The sequence below is a fragment of the Massilia polaris genome (assembly GCF_012927275.1).
Lineage (GTDB): Bacteria > Pseudomonadota > Gammaproteobacteria > Burkholderiales > Burkholderiaceae_D > Telluria_A > Telluria_A polaris.
The window spans coordinates 19732-37670 of record NZ_JABBGG010000010.1; the positions used below are offsets into that span (position 1 = coordinate 19732).

15 protein-coding genes are annotated in these 17939 nt (G+C 65.0%); 12 read left to right on the top strand and 3 right to left on the bottom strand.

Annotated elements, in window-relative coordinates; all coding sequences use genetic code 11:
- Positions 1 to 28: 28 nt before the first annotated feature.
- From HHL21_RS16755 to HHL21_RS16780, 6 genes are all read left to right on the top strand, one after another.
- Complete coding sequence (locus tag HHL21_RS16755; protein WP_169467944.1) at positions 29 to 1225, top strand: acetyl-CoA C-acyltransferase; 1197 nt, start codon at positions 29 to 31, stop codon at positions 1223 to 1225.
- A 187-nt stretch (positions 1226 to 1412) separates the two neighbouring features.
- Entirely contained in the window at positions 1413 to 2192 is a 780-nt protein-coding gene (locus tag HHL21_RS16760) for an enoyl-CoA hydratase (protein ID WP_169467946.1), read from the top strand.
- Between the two features lie 314 nt (positions 2193 to 2506).
- A complete protein-coding gene (locus tag HHL21_RS16765; RefSeq protein ID WP_169467948.1) occupies positions 2507 to 2977 on the top strand; it encodes a PAS domain S-box protein in 471 nt (156 codons plus the stop codon).
- A complete protein-coding gene (locus HHL21_RS16770; protein ID WP_169467950.1) occupies positions 2905 to 4203 on the top strand; it encodes a putative bifunctional diguanylate cyclase/phosphodiesterase in 1299 nt (432 codons plus the stop codon). The genes HHL21_RS16765 and HHL21_RS16770 overlap by 73 nt, the downstream gene beginning before the upstream one ends.
- Before the next feature lie 151 nt (positions 4204 to 4354).
- The gene (locus HHL21_RS16775) at positions 4355 to 5413 is read left to right on the top strand and encodes an AI-2E family transporter (RefSeq protein ID WP_169467951.1); all 1059 of its coding nucleotides are present in this window, start codon (positions 4355 to 4357) and stop codon (positions 5411 to 5413) included.
- Between the two features lie 115 nt (positions 5414 to 5528).
- The gene (locus HHL21_RS16780; RefSeq protein WP_169467953.1) at positions 5529 to 6644 is read left to right on the top strand and encodes an HAF repeat-containing protein; all 1116 of its coding nucleotides are present in this window, start codon (positions 5529 to 5531) and stop codon (positions 6642 to 6644) included.
- On the opposite strand, the gene HHL21_RS16785 is transcribed toward HHL21_RS16780, so the two are convergent.
- The gene (locus HHL21_RS16785) at positions 6622 to 7686 is read right to left on the bottom strand and encodes a WD40/YVTN/BNR-like repeat-containing protein (RefSeq protein ID WP_169467955.1); all 1065 of its coding nucleotides are present in this window, start codon (positions 7684 to 7686) and stop codon (positions 6622 to 6624) included. The genes HHL21_RS16780 and HHL21_RS16785 overlap by 23 nt on opposite strands.
- Before the next feature lie 109 nt (positions 7687 to 7795).
- On the opposite strand from HHL21_RS16785, the gene HHL21_RS16790 reads away from it, so the two are divergent.
- The 5 genes from HHL21_RS16790 (at position 7796) to HHL21_RS16810 (ending at position 15345) form a co-directional block, all read left to right on the top strand.
- A complete protein-coding gene (locus tag HHL21_RS16790; protein ID WP_169467957.1) occupies positions 7796 to 7996 on the top strand; it encodes a hypothetical protein in 201 nt (66 codons plus the stop codon).
- 59 nt (positions 7997 to 8055) lie between these two features.
- Positions 8056 to 8742, top strand: coding sequence for a DUF4336 domain-containing protein (locus tag HHL21_RS16795; RefSeq protein ID WP_169467959.1), 687 nt, complete (start codon positions 8056 to 8058; stop codon positions 8740 to 8742).
- 84 nt (positions 8743 to 8826) lie between these two features.
- Complete coding sequence (locus tag HHL21_RS16800) at positions 8827 to 9864, top strand: CapA family protein (RefSeq protein ID WP_169467961.1); 1038 nt, start codon at positions 8827 to 8829, stop codon at positions 9862 to 9864.
- A gap of 76 nt (positions 9865 to 9940) precedes the next feature.
- Positions 9941 to 12382: a glycosyltransferase family 4 protein gene (locus tag HHL21_RS16805; protein WP_169467963.1), complete on the top strand. Its 2442-nt coding sequence runs from the start codon at positions 9941 to 9943 to the stop codon at positions 12380 to 12382.
- A gap of 125 nt (positions 12383 to 12507) precedes the next feature.
- Complete coding sequence (locus tag HHL21_RS16810; RefSeq protein ID WP_169467965.1) at positions 12508 to 15345, top strand: sensor domain-containing diguanylate cyclase; 2838 nt, start codon at positions 12508 to 12510, stop codon at positions 15343 to 15345.
- Here HHL21_RS16810 and HHL21_RS16815 read toward each other — a convergent pair.
- Together HHL21_RS16815 and HHL21_RS16820 are read right to left on the bottom strand one after the other, a co-directional pair.
- Positions 15335 to 15883 carry an FMN-binding negative transcriptional regulator gene (locus HHL21_RS16815; protein ID WP_169467967.1) on the bottom strand — a complete coding sequence of 183 codons (549 nt, stop codon included), beginning with the start codon at positions 15881 to 15883 and terminating at the stop codon, positions 15335 to 15337. The genes HHL21_RS16810 and HHL21_RS16815 overlap by 11 nt on opposite strands.
- Positions 15884 to 15885: 2 nt before the next feature.
- Positions 15886 to 16347 carry an OsmC family protein gene (locus tag HHL21_RS16820; RefSeq protein ID WP_169467969.1) on the bottom strand — a complete coding sequence of 154 codons (462 nt, stop codon included), beginning with the start codon at positions 16345 to 16347 and terminating at the stop codon, positions 15886 to 15888.
- Positions 16348 to 16456: 109 nt separating this feature from the next.
- On the opposite strand from HHL21_RS16820, the gene pdxR reads away from it, so the two are divergent.
- Positions 16457 to 17935 carry a MocR-like pyridoxine biosynthesis transcription factor PdxR gene (gene pdxR, locus HHL21_RS16825; protein WP_169467971.1) on the top strand — a complete coding sequence of 493 codons (1479 nt, stop codon included), beginning with the start codon at positions 16457 to 16459 and terminating at the stop codon, positions 17933 to 17935.
- The last annotated feature ends 4 nt before the right edge of the window (positions 17936 to 17939 follow it).

A 17939-nucleotide genomic window follows, 5' to 3' on the forward strand; every position in this document is an offset into this window, starting at 1 on the left:
TCGCCGCAGAACACTTAGGACGAAAATCATGAGCAAACAACTTCAAGACGCATACATCGTCGCAGCGACCCGCACCCCGATTGGCAAGGCGCCGCGCGGGATGTTCAACAAGACCCGCCCGGACGACCTGCTGGTGCACGCGATCCGCGGCGCGATGGCGGCCGTGCCGAACCTCGACCCGGCGCTGATCATCGACGCCATCATCGGCTGCTCGTTCCCGGAAGCGGAGCAGGGCTTCAACGTGGCGCGTAACGCCGTGGTGCTGGCAGGCCTGCCGAACACGGTGGGCGGCGTCACCGTCAACCGCTACTGCGCCTCGGGCATCACCGCGCTGGCGATGGCGGCCGACCGCATCCGCGTTGGCGAAGCCGATGTGATGATCGCGGGCGGTGTCGAATCGATGTCGATGGTCCCGATGATGGGCCACCACCCGTCGATCAACATGGAGACCTTCAGGGACGAGAACGTGGGCCTCGCCTACGGCATGGGCCTGACCGCTGAAAAAGTGGCGCAGCAGTGGAAGGTGTCGCGCGAAGACCAGGACGCATTCGGTCTCGAATCGCACCGCCGCGCCATCGCAGCACAGCAGGCCGGCCTGTTCAAGGACGAGATCACCCCGGTTGAAATCACCACCCGCACGCCAGACCTGGCAAGCGGCGAGATCCGGATCGGCAAGCGCACCGTGGATTTGGACGAAGGTCCGCGTTCGGACGCCAGCATGGAATCGATGGGCAAGCTGAAGCCGGTGTTCGCGGCCAAGGGCACGGTTACCGCCGCGACCTCGTCGCAGATGTCGGACGGCGCTGGTGCGCTGATCGTCGTCAGCGAGAAGATCCTGCGCGAGCACAACCTGACCCCGCTCGCGAAGTTCTCGTCGTTCGCGGTGCGCGGCGTGCCGCCAGAGATCATGGGCATCGGTCCTAAGTTCGCGATTCCTGCGGCGCTGGCAGCCGCTGGCATCACCCAGGACCAGCTGGACTGGATCGAACTGAACGAAGCGTTCGCAGCGCAGGCGCTGGCGGTGATCCGCGACCTGGGCCTCGATACGAGCAAGGTCAACCCGATGGGCGGCGCGATTGCTCTGGGCCACCCGCTGGGCGCAACCGGTGCGATCCGCGCCGCGACCGTCGTGCACGCACTGCGCCGTAACAACCTGAAGTACGGCATGGTGACGATGTGCGTCGGCGCCGGCATGGGCGCCGCAGGCATCATCGAACGCGTTTAAACGTCGTTTAAAATAGTCGAATAAAGAGGGCGCTGCGGTAGATTACCCGGCGCCCTTTGTTCTATCCACCACACGCAATACCGTCGTTCCCGCGAAAGCGGGAACCCATACTGAGCGTCTATCTTCCGCGCTCTATGGGTTCCCGCTTTCGCGGGAACGACGGGCCAACAAAGGAACGAGAGACACAATGGATATCCTTACCAGCAAAGCCAACGGCATCCTGACAATCGAATTCAACCGCCCGGAGCGCAAGAACGCGATCACCGCGGTGATGTACCAGGCCGTGGCAGACGCGATCAACGAAGCTGAAACCGACAACTCGATCCGCGCCATCCTCATCACCGGCAAGCCAGAAATTTTCACGGCCGGTAACGACCTTCCCGACTTCCTGCAGAATTCGAAGCCAGTCGAAGGCGTCCCACCGGAAGCGCGTCCGGTCTTCCAGTTCATGCGCGCCCTGTCCGGCAGCACCAAGCCAGTGGTCGCAGCGGTATCCGGCGCCGCAGTCGGCATCGGCACCACGATGCTGATGCACTGCGACCTGGTCTACGCGGCCGACAACGCCAAGTTCTCGCTGCCGTTCTCGCAGCTTGGCCTGTGCCCTGAATTCGCATCGAGCCTGCTGCTGCCGCAGCTCGCGGGCTACCCGCGCGCAGCCGAAAAGCTGCTGCTCGGCGAAGCCTTCCTGGCCCAGGAAGCGCTGGAGATGGGCCTCGTCTCCAAGATACTGCCGCTCGACGAACTGCGCCCGTTCGCCGAACGCCAGGCCGCCAGGCTGGTCGCACTGCCTGCAGCCTCCGTCCGCGCCACCAAGGCCCTGATGAAGCGCGCCCGCACCCCAGCCATCAACGACGCCATGGCAGCAGAGAACGCGCTGTTCGCGAACATGCTGCTGGCGCCTGAAGCCAAGGAAGCGATGACTGCCTTCATGGAAAAGCGAAAGCCGGATTTCTCGCAGTTCGCTTGACCGAAGGTTCACCAGCGGATGAAAGACTGGATTTCGCAGTGCTTAACTTTGGACGCTCGTTTCGATTCGATACGTGGGCGCGGTGGACCGCACTGCGCGCGTGGTCGGCTATGCCGCTTCCAGCACCTACCCAGTCATTGCGACCGCCAGCATGTCGCAAGCCATTGTGCTGCAAGCCTGGCGCCGGCAAGCGGAGCAGATCGGGCTCATCGGCACCATCTCGACGGCCATGCTGCTTACCCTGATCGCGCTACTGTGGCGGCGCCTGAACGATTTGGTGGTGACGCAGGCGAGCCTGGCGGCAAAACGATGCCTTGGCAGCGTCGGAACGGCGCTACCACGAACTGGTAGACGGCATCGATGGCATCGTATGGGAAGCAGAATTGCCGGACTTTCGTCTTACTTTTGTCAGCGCCAATGCCGCCGCGATCTCGGGCTATTCGGCCGATGAATGGTTATCCGATCCACACTTCTGGCACGATAAATTATCCAGCAATGTCGATGGCCAACGCGCCGAAGCGATACTGGCCTTAAACAGCCATACGACGGTGTTGCGGCCAGTCGAACACCACGTGTTCGCTCCGGACGGGCGCGAAATCTGGTTACGTAGCAATATTGTTGTGGCGGCAGCGACCAAAGACCTGATTCAACTGCGCGGCGTGACGGTAGACATTACCCAGCAAAAAAAGTCCGAGAAGTGCTTTTGTTTCAGATGGCCCATTTCGACCAGCTCACCAAGCTGCCAAATCGGCAGACCCTTGTGGACCGCCTCGAGCACGGACTGACCATCGCCGCCGGCGGCAAGGCATGGGTAGCTGTCATGCTGATGGATCTGGACGAATTCAAGACCATCAACGACAGCCTCGGACATGAGGTCGGCAACAAGGTCCTGGTCCAGGTCGGGCAACGAATTCATGCGTGCCTGCGCCCAAGCGATACGCTGGCCCGCATCGGTGGCGACGAATTCGTTGTCCTGGTAGAGAATATCGAAAGCGACATCCTCGTCATCGAGCAACTGGCGGAACGGATCTCCAAAGCGGCCGGCGAAATAATCGCCATCGATGGCACCGAACTCTATGTGGGACTGAGCATGGGCATCAGCCTGTTTCCCCAGGATGGGCAAGACTGCGAAACCCTGATGCGCAACGCCGACACGGCGCTGCACCGTGCCAAGGCGGCGGGGCGCAATTGCTGGCGATTCTTCGATGAATCCATGGCTCGCCATGTGGCGCGCCGCCTGGATATGGACACCGCGTTGCGGCGCGCGGTCGAGCGCAAGGAATTGCGGCTTCTCTATCAGCCGCAGACGTCACTGGAAACTGGACGGATCATCGGGGCCGAAACATTGGTTCGGTGGTCACGCCCAGACGTCGGCATGGTTCCACCGAACGAGTTCATTCCGCTCGCCGAAGAAAGTGGAACGATCATACCGATTGGCGACTGGATACTGCTATCGGCCTGCCATCAGGCTGCTACCTGGCGCAGGGAAAATCAGCTCGAACTGCGTATTGCCGTCAATATAACGGCTAAACAGATTCATCATAAGGCGTTTGTCGACCAGGTGCGCGATGCGTTGGATGACAGCGGCTTGCCGCCACAGCTGCTGGAACTGGAAATCACCGAAGGTTCCATAGTTGAAAACATCGAGGAAACGGTCAACAAGCTACGCCAGATCAAGGCGCTGGGAGTGACAGTGGCGATCGATGACTTCGGCACGGGCTATTCATCATTGTCGTACTTGAAGGAACTGCCGATCGACCGGCTGAAAATCGATCAAGCGTTTGTCAGGGACATTCCGCTCAATCCGCATGATTGTGCGATTGCGCGCACCATCATAGCGATGGCAAAAAACCTTGGCCTGTCGGTCATTGCCGAAGGGGTCGAGACGCGGGAACAAGTCGATTTCCTGCGCGCGGAAGGATGTAATGAAATTCAGGGATTCCTCGTTTCCCCACCGATCGCGGCCGATGAACTAGCCATCCGCTGTCTCGACGCAGCGACGATAGCTTAGGAATACACGCCGGTCGCGCCGTTCCACGAGGCTGCCGCGAAACAGCCAGCGGCGCGCTCGCGCTGTTCAATCTCAACTTATTACAAAACACAGTGAGCTGGATCGTTTATGATGAGGTTGCTAAATTACTAAATAATATTGCAGCCTCCTTATGACCCAATTCACGCTCCACCAAAAAACCTTCCTCCTGCTTCTGGCCGTTGTCACGATCGGCTTCGGCTGGATTCTCTGGCCATTTTTCGGCGCGGTTTTTTGGGGCGTCGTTCTCGCCATCCTGTTCGCGCCGCTATACCGCCGGCTGCTGCTGGCGACCGGGAAAAAGCCAAACGGCGCGGCCCTGATCGCGCTCCTGTCGATCCTGGTCATGGTGATCCTGCCGCTCTCGCTGGTCGGCGCATCGCTGATCGACCAGGCGGCGCAGGCTTACGAACTGCTCAACCCCGCCCGGCTCGATCTGGCCGCTTCCTTCCAGCAGATCATCCAGGCTTTGCCGCACTGGCTGGTCAATCTGCTGGAACGCTTCGACCTCACCAACCTGGCGACACTGCAGCAAAAACTGTCGGCCGTCGCCACCCAAATCAGCCAGATGATCGCAGCCCAGGCCATCAGTCTCGGGCGCAACACCTTCGACTTCCTGGTCAGCCTGACCGTCATGCTGTACCTGCTGTTCTTCCTGCTGCGCGACGGCCAGGGATTGGCAGGGCGTATCCGGCACGCGCTGCCGATGAGCCGCAAATACAAGCAGCGCCTGTTCACCAATTTCACCACCGTCATCCGCGCCACCGTCAAAGGGAATGTCCTTGTGGCTGCGGCGCAGGGCGCGCTGGGCGGGCTGATCTTGTGGTTCCTCGGCGTGCAGGCCGCGCTGTTGTGGGGCGTGCTGATGGCGTTCCTGTCCTTGCTGCCCGCCGTCGGCGCCGCACTGGTATGGGCTCCGGTCGCCATCTATTTCCTGATCGCGGGCGCGGTCTGGAAAGGCGTCGTACTGATCGCTTTCGGCGTGCTGGTGATCGGACTGGTCGACAACGTCCTGCGCCCGATCCTGGTGGGAAAGGACACCAAGATGCCCGACTACGTGGTGCTGCTGTCGACCCTGGGTGGCATGGCGCTGTTCGGCCTCAACGGTTTCGTGATCGGCCCCGTGATTGCAGCGCTGTTCATCGCGGCCTGGGACCTGTTTGCGACGGCCGAAGAATTCCATTCGGAGTGAACTGTTCGAATCCGGACAGCAGGTGCGCGATTTGTATTTATTTTGTGAGTAGTGACGTATATTTACTCAACATTTTGAACCCCTCCCGCACTTCATCCTCCGAAAGGATTCGCCTATGTCACGCGTTCTGAAAGGCTGCCTGCTCCTCCTGTCCATCGCCGCCAGCCACGCTGGCGCCGTCTCCACCGCCACCATTACCAAAGCACTCGGCATCCCCGCCGACGACTCCACCATCGCCTACGACGTCAACGCGCGCGGCCAGGTCGCGGCCGTGGTGGAGGACGAGAACGGCCGCCGGCGCGCCGTCCTGTTCGAAAAAGGCGCGCTGACCAGCATGGGTTCGCTGGGCGGCGACTACAGCGAAGCCCGCGCGATCAACCGTTCCGGGCAGGTGGCTGGCGCGGCGCAGCGGACGGACGGCCGCTGGCGCGCCTTCATGTACGACCGTTCGGGCGGAATGCGCGACATCGGAACCTTGGGCGGCCCGGGCAGCTTCGGCATGGCTATCAACGACGCCGGGCATGTCGCAGGGTATGCGGACAATCTCGATGGCGACTACCGCGCCTTCCTTTACAGCGGAACCGGCGCGATGACCGACCTGGGCACGCTCGGCGGGAAAATCAGCTATGCGGCGGGCGTGAACAATCTCGGGCAGGTCGTCGGCACGGCAGCGCTGTCCAGCAACTACCGCCATGCGTTCATCTGGGATGCCAACCGTGGCATGGTCGACCTCGGCACCTTGGGCGGGCGCTCCAGCTCGGCCACCGCAATCAACGACGCGGGCGTGGTGGTTGGCGCGTCCGAAACCGGCGACCGCCGGTGGCGCGCCTTCCTGCATGACGGCACGCGGATGGTCGATCTCGGCGCGTTGATCGGCTACGGCTCCAGCTACGCAACCGACATCAACAACGCCGGTCACGTGGTCGGCACCGTGCTGATCGGCGACGAGCGCCGCTCCTTCGTCTGGCGCGACGGCGTGATGACCGTCCACCGCGGCGGCAAGGGCCTGCACCTCACCAACAGCATCAACGACGTCGAGCAGGTCATCGGCGCGACCTACAGCCGCAAGCTGGAGGCCGCGACGATGCGTTCAACCGCGCGCCCGGTGGTGGACCACGGCGGATCGAAATTCCTGCTCAGCGTGATCGTCACGCTGCTGGCCGCCGCGGCATTGGTGCTGTACCGCCGCCGCTACCGCGGCATCGACATCAATAACGTCGCGCTTGTTTAACCGCCGCACCCAGCGAAGGGCCTGAGTACTTCATCAGCAGGCCCTTCGGTCCGACCGCCCACCCGATGGCAGGGCTGGCGAAACCGATGGTATTGACCGGCGTGCGGTCGAGTACCTTCCAGTTCTGGCCGCCGTCGACCGAATATCCCGAACCGGCCAGCCCGCCTGCGACGAGTGCGCGCGGAGCGCCCGGCACCGCCATCACCACCGACATATAGCCGGTTGGCTGCACCGAAACCGGCTGCCAGCTCGCGCCGCCGTCGATCGTGCGCGCACCATTGACCGAGTCCAGCAAAGGTTGCTTGTAGTCGCCGCCCACCGCCATGCCGTGTTGCGCATCAAGGAAGCCGACGGAGAAGATTCCCTTGCCGGGCGCCGCCGCAGGAATCGGCAGGCTCGCGGCGCGCCAGGTAAGGCCCCGGTCGGCAGAGCGCAGCACGCGCGCGCTTGACGCGCCACCCGTTGCAATCCATACGTCGCGCGCGCCATGCACAGTCAACGCCGTGCCGCTGGCGGCGAATGCGCCTTCGTCCTTCAGCGACTCCAGTCCGGTCGCCTGCACTTCGCGCCAGGTCGCGCCGCCGTCCGCCGTCACGTACACCTGGAACTTGCCGTCCACCGGATCGCCGAACACGATGCCGTTGCCGGCATCCCAGAACGCCATCGAATCCCAGAAGCCCTCCTTGTAGCTGTTCAGCGCAACCTGGCGCCACGTCTTGCCGCCGTCGTCGGTGCGCATGATGCGCGAGGCGTCGCCCGGTCCTGCGCCCATCACCAGGGCGGTGTTGGCGTCGATCGCATGGATGTCGCGGAAGTCGAGCTTCTCCGCGCCCGCCACGCTCATCGCCTGCCATTGCGCGCCGTCGGTGGTGCGCAGCACGGTGCCGCGCGCGCCGCTGGCCCACGCGACGCTGGTGCTGACCACCGACAAGCCGCGCAGCTCGGCGCTGGTGCCGCTCGAGGCAGGCGTCCACGCTGGCTGGGCCAGCGCGCTGGTGGAGACAATGGATAGCAAGCACAGGGAGAGCAGGGTTCGACGCATGTCAGGGAGTCCTTGGTGAGGTATTCGCAGCGTTTCGTAATCGCTGGCAATATTACAGGTTTCCTTGTGCGCCTTGCGGTGCAGAGGTATATTGAGGCCGGGAGGCTTCATGAGACAAGTACGCACGGACCGGCGGACCGCACTCAAGGTGGAGAAGGGACTCATCATCCAGCGCAGTTCGTCGACCAATGACGCTGCCCAGTACCTGTCGGCGCGCGGCGTACCGATGCACGTGGCGGTGCGTGTCCTCACCACGCCGCACAAGCGCGACATGCGCATCGCGGGCGCTTTGCCCCAGCAAGTTGAATAGTTTCCGTAGTTACACTTTCAAGGTAGTATCCAGTGTCATTATCTGAACAGGAGCCCGCCTTGCTGCAACCGATCGCCGCCAACCTCTGGCACCTCCAGCATGGATTTTCCGCGCTGGGTATTGGCGTCACCGCGCGCATGACGGTAGTGCGGTTCGCCGACGGACGCTTGTGGCTGCATTCTCCCGTACCGCTCAGCGCACCGGTGCGCGAACAGCTTGCCGGACTCGGCGAGGTCGCTTTCATCGTCGCGCCGAACAAGGTGCACCACATGTTTGCCGGCGACGCGGCCAGGGCGTTTCCGAATGCGGTGCTGTACGGCGCGCCCGGACTGGCGCAAAAGCGTCCCGGCCTGCGCAACATGCAAACGCTCACGCCCGAGGCGCCGCCGGCATGGGCCGCCGAGATTGACCAGGTGTTTGCCGCCGGCTTCCCGTTTGCCAATGAAACCGTGTTCTATCACAAGGCCTCGCGCACTGTCATCATGACCGACCTGTGCCAGTGGTGGACCGGCGACCTGAACCTGCCGGCAAGGCTGTATGCGGGCGTTACCGGTGTGCGTGCACGGCTTGGGGTGCCACGCACCATCCGCGCCGGCGTGCGCGATCCGGCGGCGTTTGCGGCCAGCGCGCGCAAGATCCTGGCGTGGCCGTTCGACCGCGCCATCGTCGCGCACGATTCGATCGTCGATAGCGGCGCCCACGCGCAAGTCGAGCGTGCCTTTGCCTGCTTCACCGACAAGTACTGACGTTCCGCACGACTGATTCACATCAAGCCTGGACCGTTGGGTGTACGATCATGGATCGCTCACCTCGACGTTTTCGGAGTTTGCATGCTACCTGGCACGCATGCCGCCAAGCCGCTGCTGCGGCTGATGTTCGGCGGCGACGTCATGCTCGGCCGCACGGTATCGGCGTGGATCCGCCGCCTCGGTCCGCACTATCCGCTGCGCGGCGTCGCGCGCCAGTTGCGCGACGCCGACCTGGCTATCGTCAACCTCGAGTGCGCCATCACAGCCTCGGTCCAGCGCTGGAAGGGCGCGCCGAAGGCGTTCTACTTCGGCGCGCCGCTGGCGGCCGTCCATGCGCTGTCCGATTCCAGCATCGACCTCGTCAGCCTCGCCAACAACCACATTCTCGACTTCGAATTCCAGGGCCTCGCCGACACGCTGAGGCAGCTGCATGCGCAGGGCATCGGCAACGCGGGCGCTGGCGCGGACATCCGGCAAGCGCTGGCGCCCGCCATCGTCGAGCGCAACGGGACGCGCTTCGCGATGGTGGCCATGTGCGACCACCAGGCCGACTTTGCCGCCACAAACAACCGGCCCGGGATGGCCTACATCGACTTTGCCGACGAGTCCGAGGCGCTCGACCTGATGGAGAAAGCGCTGGCGCCGGTGCGCGATGCGGGCGTGCACTGGCCGATCCTGTCGCTGCACTGGGGGCCGAACATGGTGCCGGAACCGTCGCCGCAATTTCGCCGCATCGCGCACGCAGCCATCGAGATGGGCTGGAAGATATTGTTCGGACACAGCGCGCATATCTTCCACGGGGTGGAGATCTACCGCGGTTGCCCGATCCTCTACGCGGCCGGCGATTTGGTCGACGATTATGCGGTCGATCCTGTGCTGAGGAACGATCATCAGTTGATGTTCGAGATGGAGATTGGCGGCGGCGCCGTCCAGCGCATCGTGCTGCATCCGGTATGGATCGCCGACTGCCAGGCGCGCCCGGCGACCGGGGCGCAGTACGAGTTCATCGCCAAGCGGATCACCGCGCTATGCGATGCGATGGACACGCCGGTGAACAGGTTCCACGAACAGTTGTGGATTGATGCGGTGCCTGAGAAGCTGGGCACCCAGGGCGGATAAGCAAAGCGCATCCGCCGCGGCAACCGGCGGATTTATTGTAGAGTGTCGCTCGGAACCCACCCACCTGCCCGTCTCCATGAAAAAAACTGCCGTCGTCACGATCGTCTCGAACAATTACCTCCACTATGCGCGCACGCTGATGCAGAGCGTGGCGCTCCAGCATCCGGAAGCCGAACGTTACTGCGTGATCGTCGATACGGACATGGCGCCTGCAGCGGCGCTGGCGGGTGAATTCGAAGCGATCGCCTTGCCGCAGCTTGGGCTTCCCTTCGGCGACGAATTCTACTTCCAGTACACGATCCTGGAGCTCAACACCGCCGTCAAGCCGTGGACGCTGGAACACCTGCTCGACCGTGGCCACACGGAAGTGCTGTACATCGATCCCGATATCTACCTCTATCGCCCGCTGGCGGACGTGCTGGCGCACCTGTCCAACGGCGCCAGCGTCGTGCTCACGCCGCACATGCTGGCGCCGTACGACGACGACCGCAATCCGACCGAGGCGTCGATCCGCATGGCGGGCACCTACAACCTCGGCTTCTGCGCGATCGCCGACCGCCTCGAGACGCGCGCTTTCCTGCGCTGGTGGCAGGGCAAGCTGGCGCGCGATTGCGTGGTCGACTTTGCCCATGGCGTGTTCGTCGACCAGAGCTGGATCGACCTGGTGCCGGGCATGTTCGAGAACGTGCGCATCCTGCGCCATCCCGGTTATAACGTCGCGTACTGGAACCTGGCGCAGCGCAGCTTCACGCAAGGCGAGAGCGGCCTGCTGGTCAACGGCGAGCCGCTCGTGTTTTTCCACTACAGCGGCATGGACCCACAAAATCCGCAGCCCCTGTCGAAGTACCAGGACCGCCATAAGCTCGACACGGTCGGCCCCATCGTGCGCGGGCTGGTCGTCGAGTACTGCCAGCGCGTGATCGCCAACGGCCAGGAAAATTACCGCAGCCTGCCTTACGGTTTCGGGGCCTTTCGCGACGGCTCGGCCGTCCCCGCCCATGTGCGCTCGGCGTTCAGGGTCAGCCAGCCGCTGCGCCGGCTGGCGGCCGGCAAACCGTTCGACCACCCGGGTCTTGGCGAAAGCGCCGCGTTTACGGGCCCGGCCCGCCTGTCCGCGATCTACGACTATTTCCTCAAACGTCAGGTTGATGAGACCGCGCTCAGGGACTTCGCGGACCGTTGCGCCACGCTGCCCGGCTATCTGCGCACCGCAATCGGTGTCGGACGTTCCGCCGAAAGCCGCAAGAAACCGGGCTGGCAGTGGCGCTTGCTGATGTGGCCAATGACCGGCATGCGCATGGCGGCCGTAAGCCAGGCGCCAGCGGCCGGTGCGGCCGCACCGGCGGGCGGGCGGGCCGCTTCGTCCTTGCCGCAACACCCAGGGCCAGTTCCTGGCGCGGCGCCCGGCATCAACCTGGTCGGCTACATCGCCGCGGAACTGGGACTGGGTGAAGCCGCACGTTCGCTGGCGCGCGCCTGCACCGCTGCTGGCGTGCCGTATTCGGTGCTCGACGTCGGCTACCAGACCTCCAACCTGCAGCGCGACACATACGCGCTGGGTAACGCCAGTGCCAAGCGCTTCAAGATCGACCTGCTGTATGTGAATGCGGACCAGACGCCGGGCACGGTCGCCCACCTCAAATCCAAAGGACTGTCCTCGACCTACCGGATCGGGTTCTGGCATTGGGAGCAGCCGCAGCTGCCGGATGCCCATCTCGGCGCATTCAGCATGCTCGACGAGGTGTGGGTGCCATCCAATTTCGTGCGCGACGCGGTGGCCGCCGTGTCGCCGCTGCCGGTGGTGGTGATTCCGCACGCCTTGCAGTTCGCGCCGACGCCGGGCATCGACCGCAGCGCCTTCGGCCTGCCGGCCGGCAAAGTGCTGGCGCTGGTGATGTACGACTTCCACTCCTACCAGCACCGCAAGAATCCGCAAGCGGCGATCGCCGCCTTCCGCATGGCGCAGGGCGGCCGCACCGACTGCGCGCTGGTGGTCAAGACGATCAACGGCAGCCACCATCCGGAAGCCGAGGCCGAGCTGCGCGCCAGCCTGGCGGACCTGCCCGGCACCGTGGTGATCGACGAATTCCTGACGCGCCAGCAGACCTGGGATTTGCAGTCCTGCTGCGACATGCTGGTCTCGCTGCACCGCGCCGAAGGCTTTGGCCTGGCGCCCGCCGAGATGATGTACCTCGGTAAACCAGTCGTCGCGACCGGGTGGTCGGCCAACATGGACTTCATGAATGCCGAGAACTCGATGCCGGTCCACTACGCGCTGGAGCCGCTGGCCGAGGCAGTGGGCGCCTATCCGGCCGGACCGGTATGGGCCGAAGCCGACGTTGGCCATGCCGCCGAGTGCATCGGCCGGCTGCTGGACGACGCCGGCCTGCGCGAAGCGATCGGCCAGCGTGCTGCCCGCGACGTCAGCCGCCAGCTGCATCCGGACGCGGTCGGCAAGCTGGTCGCCGACCGGCTCAAGGCGCTGGCGCGCTGGTATCCATCGCTGCAAAAGGGGTAATCCCCTAAGCAAAAAGAAATTATTCTTTCTCAATAAAAAGTTGTCTTTTGTTAATCGCCAGTTCGTGAAATAATCACACGCTTTGTCGCGCTTAATCGGTTAACGAAGGACGTCAATTGTTGAACATGTTTGCATTGGACCGGGACCTCCTGCCATGGGAGGCCGAGCTGCCATCCCTGCGCGGGACTGCGCGGGTACACCTCGCCGTCCGGCTGGCGTGGCACCTGCGCCAGCGCGACCCGCAACGCGCCGCCGCGCTGGCGGCCGAAGCGGCGTCCGTGCTCGACATGCTGCCCGACGGCGCCCGCCGCAATGCACAGGCGCGCTTCATGCTGGTCGAAGGGGAAGCCTGCTGGCTGTCCGGCCAGCTCGACGCGGCGCGCGCGCTTGCCGACCAGGCCCTCGTGGTCTTTGACGCCCTCGATGACGCGGCTGGCCGCGCCGACGCGCGCTGGCTGGGCGCCTGGATCGAATCCGACCGCGGTAATTCCGACGCCTGCGACGCCGAACTGGCCGCCGGTGCGGTCGACGCCCGCGCGGCCGGCGACAAGCTGCGCACCGACGTGTTCGACGCGGCGGCGGCCCTGTTCGCCGTGTTCTGCGACCTGCGCCAGGCCATGGCGCGCTGGGGAACGCGCTTCGATCCCGACGCCGCCGACCTGCACCCGGCGGCCAGCGGATGGATCAGCGACTTCCGCGGCATCGCCGCCTTCCACGCCAGCGACTACGGGCGCGCGGTCAGCCTGCTGACCCGGTCCTACCAGGCGGCCATGGAAACCGGCCAGCTGCGCCGCGCCACCAGCATCGCCACCAACATCGGCAATGCCTTCACCGGCCTGAACGCCCACCACGCCGCGCTCGAATGGATGCAGCGCGGGCTCGACCTCGCGCGCCCGACCGGCTGGCCGATGTGCATCGGCCTGGGCCTGATGCAAAGCGCCGAAACGCTGCGCCAGCTCGGCCAGCGCGATGCCGCGGCCAAGCTGCTGTCCGAGGCGCTCGCAGCCTTCGCGCCCCTGCCCAACTCGCGCGCTTACGCGATCACGCTCGAATACCAGGGCGACCTGGCGCTCGACGCGGGCGACAACGAACGCGCGCTGGAGAGCTTCCGCCTGCTGGAAGCGCGCGGCGACGCGCTTGGCCAGGCCGATTTCCGCAGCGGCGCGCGGCGCGGGCAGGCGCACGCGCTGTCGCACCTGAACCGTCCGCAGGAAGCGCTGGCGGTAGCGCAGGCGGCGCTGGCGCTGGCGCGCGAATACGGCGACGCCAGCAACCAGATCTCCGCGCTTCGGGTACTGGCCGCAATCCATACGCGCCATTCCCTGCCTGCGCCGGAAGCGGCGGCCGCGCCGAGCCCGGCGCTGCACTACCTGCAACAGGCGCTCGACGTCGCCGCGGCCATCGCAGGCTATGCGGTTCCCGGCGAACTGCTCGACGCGGTCGCGCGTGAATACGCCGGCATCGGCGACTACGCGCAAGCGTACGCGGTGGCGCTGCAGGCCAGCGCGGCGCGCGACCAGACCCACAGCCAGGAAGCGACCAACCGCGCCATCGCGATGCAGGTGCAGTACCAGACCGAACGCGCCGAGACCGAGGGCGAGCACCATCGCGAACTGGCCGCAGCCGAAGCGCAGCGCGCCGAAGTCCTGCTGCAGACCAGCGCGACGCTGGAGCATCTCTCCGCCATCGGTCAGGAAATCACCACCCACCTCGACGCCGCGGCCGTGTTCCGCGCACTCGACCGCCACGTCCACGGGCTGCTCGACGCGACCCATTTCTCGATCTTCATGATCGCGCCGGACGGCCGCTCGCTGCGCTGCGCGTTCGGCATCGAAGCCGGCCAGCCGCTGCCGGCGACCCAGCTCGAACTGTCGGACACGCACGCCAATTCGGTGCGCTGCGTGCGCGAGCGGCGCGAAATCCTGGTTGAAATCGACGCCGAGGACAGCACCCCGAACCTGATTCCGGGCACCTTGGAAACCCTCAGCCTGCTGTTCGCGCCGCTGCTGATCGGCGAGCGCGTGCTCGGCGTGATGACGGTGCAGTCGCTGGCGCCGCGCGCCTATGGCGAGCGTGAACGGCTGATTTTCCGAACCTTGTGCGCCTACGGCGCCATCGCCCTCGACAACGCGGATGCGTACCGCCAGGTCGCGGCGACGCTCAAGGCGCTGCGCACCACGCAGGCGCAGCTGGTTGAAAAGAACCTGGAACTCGAGGAAGCGTACAAGGCGCTGGAAGACGTCAGCCTGACCGACCAGCTGACTGGCCTGCGCAACCGCCGCTTCTTCCTGCAGCATGTGGATGCCGACGTTGGCCTCAGCATGCGCAGCTACGACGAAACCAGGCGTCCGAGCGCGGTCGAGCGCGACTCGCCGCCGCGCGACCTGGTGTTCTTCATGGTCGACATCGACCATTTCAAGGAAGTGAACGACCAGCACGGCCACGCCAGCGGCGACGCGGTGCTGGTGCAGATGCAGGAGCGCCTGCGCGAAGTGTTCCGCGAGTCGGACTATGTGATCCGCTGGGGCGGCGAGGAATTCCTGGTGCTGGCGCGCGCGACCTACCGCGACGATGCCAACCTGGTGGCCGAGCGTATCCGCAGCGCCGTCGCCAACCGCGATTTCGAACTGGCGGACGGCACCCGCCTGAAGAAAACCTGTTCGATCGGCTTTGCCTGCTTCCCGTTCATGCAGTCGCAACCAAGGCTGATGTCATGGTCCGAGGTTGTCGAACTGGCCGACCAGGGCCTGTACCTTGCCAAGCGCTCGGGCCGCAACGCATGGGCGGCGATCTACAGCACGCCGGAGACCAGGCCCGACGGCTTGTTCCAGCGACTGATCCACCATTTCGACGAGGTCCTGGCCGATGGCGAAGTCAAGCTGGTGACCAATCTGGTAAGCCCGCTGGTGAGCGCCGGGCCGAAGAAGCGCCGGCTGGTCATGCAGTCGGAACTCAAGGCGTAGGGCGCGGCGGCTTTATCTTCCACTTGCCTTCCATGCGGTCGATGCGGATCTCGATGCCGACGATGGCCGCCATCAGTTTGGCGAGGTAGTCCGGCGGCGCGTCGCTGACCGCCCACGGCGCGCTTTGCCCGGCCTCATGGCGTCCGGTGAGGCGCGCCAGCAGCGCCGCCAGCCACTCCGGATCGTCCACTGCCCGCAAGCTGCCATGCGCGTGCACCACGGCATAGTCCCACGTCGGCACGACCCTGCCGGTCAGCGCCTTCTCTTCAAACTCCGACGGCGACACATACCTGGAGTCGCCCTGGAACACTGCCATTACCTGCATCCCATCGCGCCGCCACAAGGGATTGGCGCGCGCGACGTGGGCGCGCAGGATGCCGAACGGCGCCTCAGTGGCCGGCGCCGACACCTCGAAGGGAATGTGGTCGGCCGACAGTCCATCCGCGCCGTGCGTCACCACCAGGCCCAAAGGATGGCTGGCGATCAGCCCATGCAGCACGTCAGTGCGCGCCTCTCCATATTTCGCAGGGATGTACATCGTCAGTGCGGCGCTTCAACCACGACATCGGCCTTGATCGAATTGGCGATGTAGCACTTCGCATGGGCGGCATGGTGGATTGCCGCGAGTTCGGCTGCGGTGGGCGGCGTCAGCGCAAACGTGATGACCGGGCGCAGCGCGATTTTGGTCATCGAGATATTTCCTTCCTCGTTCTTTTCCATGTAGCCGAGCGCGTGATCGCGGTAGTCGTCGACCACGAAGCCGCGCTGCGCGGCGATCGACAGGAAGAACAGCATGTGGCAGCTCGACGCCGCAGCCACCAGTGCTTCTTCCGGGTCGATCGCGGCGGGGTCCGACATTGGCGCCGGAACCGACAGGGGCGACGACGATGCCGGCACGCGCAGGCCGCCATCGAAAATCCACTCGTGCGCGCGGCTGTAGCGCTGGTCCGCGAACGATTGCGCGCCGCGCTGCCAGGCCAGTCTTGCCTCGAACTGCTTCATGCTTCACTCCTGCATTTATTGGAAAATTAAGTCATCGTAGCGTTTAACTTGGCTTTCTTGAATGACCAATAACGTCTAAAATCGGAATACCAATCCCTCCATACCCAGCATGCACATTTCGGACATCCTCGCGGCCATGCCGCTCGACCGCGCTTGCGCGGAACCGCTGTTCCGCCAGCTGTACGGACAGGTCAGGGACGCCATCCTGCGCGGCACGCTGCGTCCCGGCATGCAGCTTCCGCCCACGCGCGAGTTCTGCCGCCTGCTCGGCGTGTCGCGCCAGACTGTACTTAACGCCTACGACCAGCTGATGGCGGAGGGCTACCTGAGCGGCAGCGTGGGGAAGGGCACCTTCGTCAGCGCGCACCTGCCGGTCGCGGTGCGCGACAACGCGCCCGCAAGCGAAGGCCTGCTGCGGCCCTTGTCGGCGCGCGGCGAGGAGTACGCCGGCGCGATGGCCTACGTGCGCTACCACGAGGGCAAGCTGCGCGCTTTCCGCGCCAGCATGCCCGGCGTCGACCTGTTCCGCTTCGATACCTGGAGCCGCCTCGAAGCACGCCGCTGGCGCCGGCCCGACTACCACCTCGGTTATAGCGACCCGGCCGGCTACCTGCCGCTGCGCGAGCTGCTGTGCGTGTACCTGCGCGCCTCGCGCGGCGTCAACTGCACGCCCGACCAAATCGTGATCACGTCGGGCTCGCAGCAAGCCCTGTTCCTGCTGTCGCAGCTGCTGCTGGCGCCCGGCGACGGCGTCTGGATCGAGTCGCCGGGCTACCAGGGGGCGAGCGCGCCCCTGTTTGCCGCGTCGGCAAAGGTGTGCACTGTCCCGGTGGACGCGGAAGGCATGGATGTCGACTACGCCGCGCGCCGCTACCCGGATGCAAAGATGGTGCTGGCGACACCGTCGCACCAGCTTCCGCTGGGCGTGACCATGAGCTTGCAGCGGCGCCTTGCGCTGCTGCGCTGGGCCGCGGCGAACAAGGCGTGGATCGTCGAGGACGACTACGACAGCGAATACCGCTACACCGGCCCGCCGCTCGCGTCGCTGCAAAGCCTGGACCGCGCCGGCTGCACGATCTATGTCGGCACGCTGTCGAAGGTGCTGTTTCCCGGACTGCGCCTAGGCTACGTGGTGGCGCCGCCCGCGCTGGTCGAACCGCTGGTGCGCGCCAAGGCCGTCGTCGACCGCCACAGCCCGATCATTCCGCAGATGGTCATGGCCGACTTCATGGCGGGCGGCCATTTCGGACGCCACATCAAGCGCACGCGCGACGCGTACGCCGAGCGGCGCGAAGCGCTGCTGTCGGCGATTGGCAGCGAACTCGATGACGAACTCGTTTGCGGCCCGTCCGACGCGGGCCTCGACCTGTGCGTCCAGTTCCGCCAGCCGCGCGACGAAGCCGCAGTCGTGCGCGAAGCGCTCGCGAAGGGCATCGAACTGCGGCCGCTCTCGTACTACGCGAACCGCGCGGCCACGCCGGAATGCGCGGTCGGGCCCGGGCTGCTGCTGGGTTTTGCAGCGATACCGCCGGCCGAAATCCGGCACGGCGTCGATGTGCTGGCCTCGGTGCTGCGGCGCACGCGATGATTTA

What these genes read in the sequence shown, in the direction of transcription:
- HHL21_RS16755 (WP_169467944.1), top strand. Translation starts at nt 29, where the DNA reads ATGAGCAAACAACTTCAAGACGCATACATCGTCGCAGCGACCCGCACC.
- HHL21_RS16760 (WP_169467946.1), top strand. Translation starts at nt 1,413, where the DNA reads ATGGATATCCTTACCAGCAAAGCCAACGGCATCCTGACAATCGAATTC.
- HHL21_RS16770 (WP_169467950.1), top strand. Translation starts at nt 2,905, where the DNA reads ATGGCCCATTTCGACCAGCTCACCAAGCTGCCAAATCGGCAGACCCTT.
- HHL21_RS16775 (WP_169467951.1), top strand. Translation starts at nt 4,355, where the DNA reads ATGACCCAATTCACGCTCCACCAAAAAACCTTCCTCCTGCTTCTGGCC.
- HHL21_RS16780 (WP_169467953.1), top strand. Translation starts at nt 5,529, where the DNA reads ATGTCACGCGTTCTGAAAGGCTGCCTGCTCCTCCTGTCCATCGCCGCC.
- HHL21_RS16785 (WP_169467955.1), bottom strand. Translation starts at nt 7,686, where the DNA reads ATGCGTCGAACCCTGCTCTCCCTGTGCTTGCTATCCATTGTCTCCACC.
- HHL21_RS16790 (WP_169467957.1), top strand. Translation starts at nt 7,796, where the DNA reads ATGAGACAAGTACGCACGGACCGGCGGACCGCACTCAAGGTGGAGAAG.
- HHL21_RS16800 (WP_169467961.1), top strand. Translation starts at nt 8,827, where the DNA reads ATGCTACCTGGCACGCATGCCGCCAAGCCGCTGCTGCGGCTGATGTTC.
- HHL21_RS16805 (WP_169467963.1), top strand. Translation starts at nt 9,941, where the DNA reads ATGAAAAAAACTGCCGTCGTCACGATCGTCTCGAACAATTACCTCCAC.
- HHL21_RS16810 (WP_169467965.1), top strand. Translation starts at nt 12,508, where the DNA reads ATGTTTGCATTGGACCGGGACCTCCTGCCATGGGAGGCCGAGCTGCCA.
- HHL21_RS16815 (WP_169467967.1), bottom strand. Translation starts at nt 15,883, where the DNA reads ATGTACATCCCTGCGAAATATGGAGAGGCGCGCACTGACGTGCTGCAT.
- HHL21_RS16820 (WP_169467969.1), bottom strand. Translation starts at nt 16,347, where the DNA reads ATGAAGCAGTTCGAGGCAAGACTGGCCTGGCAGCGCGGCGCGCAATCG.
- pdxR (WP_169467971.1), top strand. Translation starts at nt 16,457, where the DNA reads ATGCACATTTCGGACATCCTCGCGGCCATGCCGCTCGACCGCGCTTGC.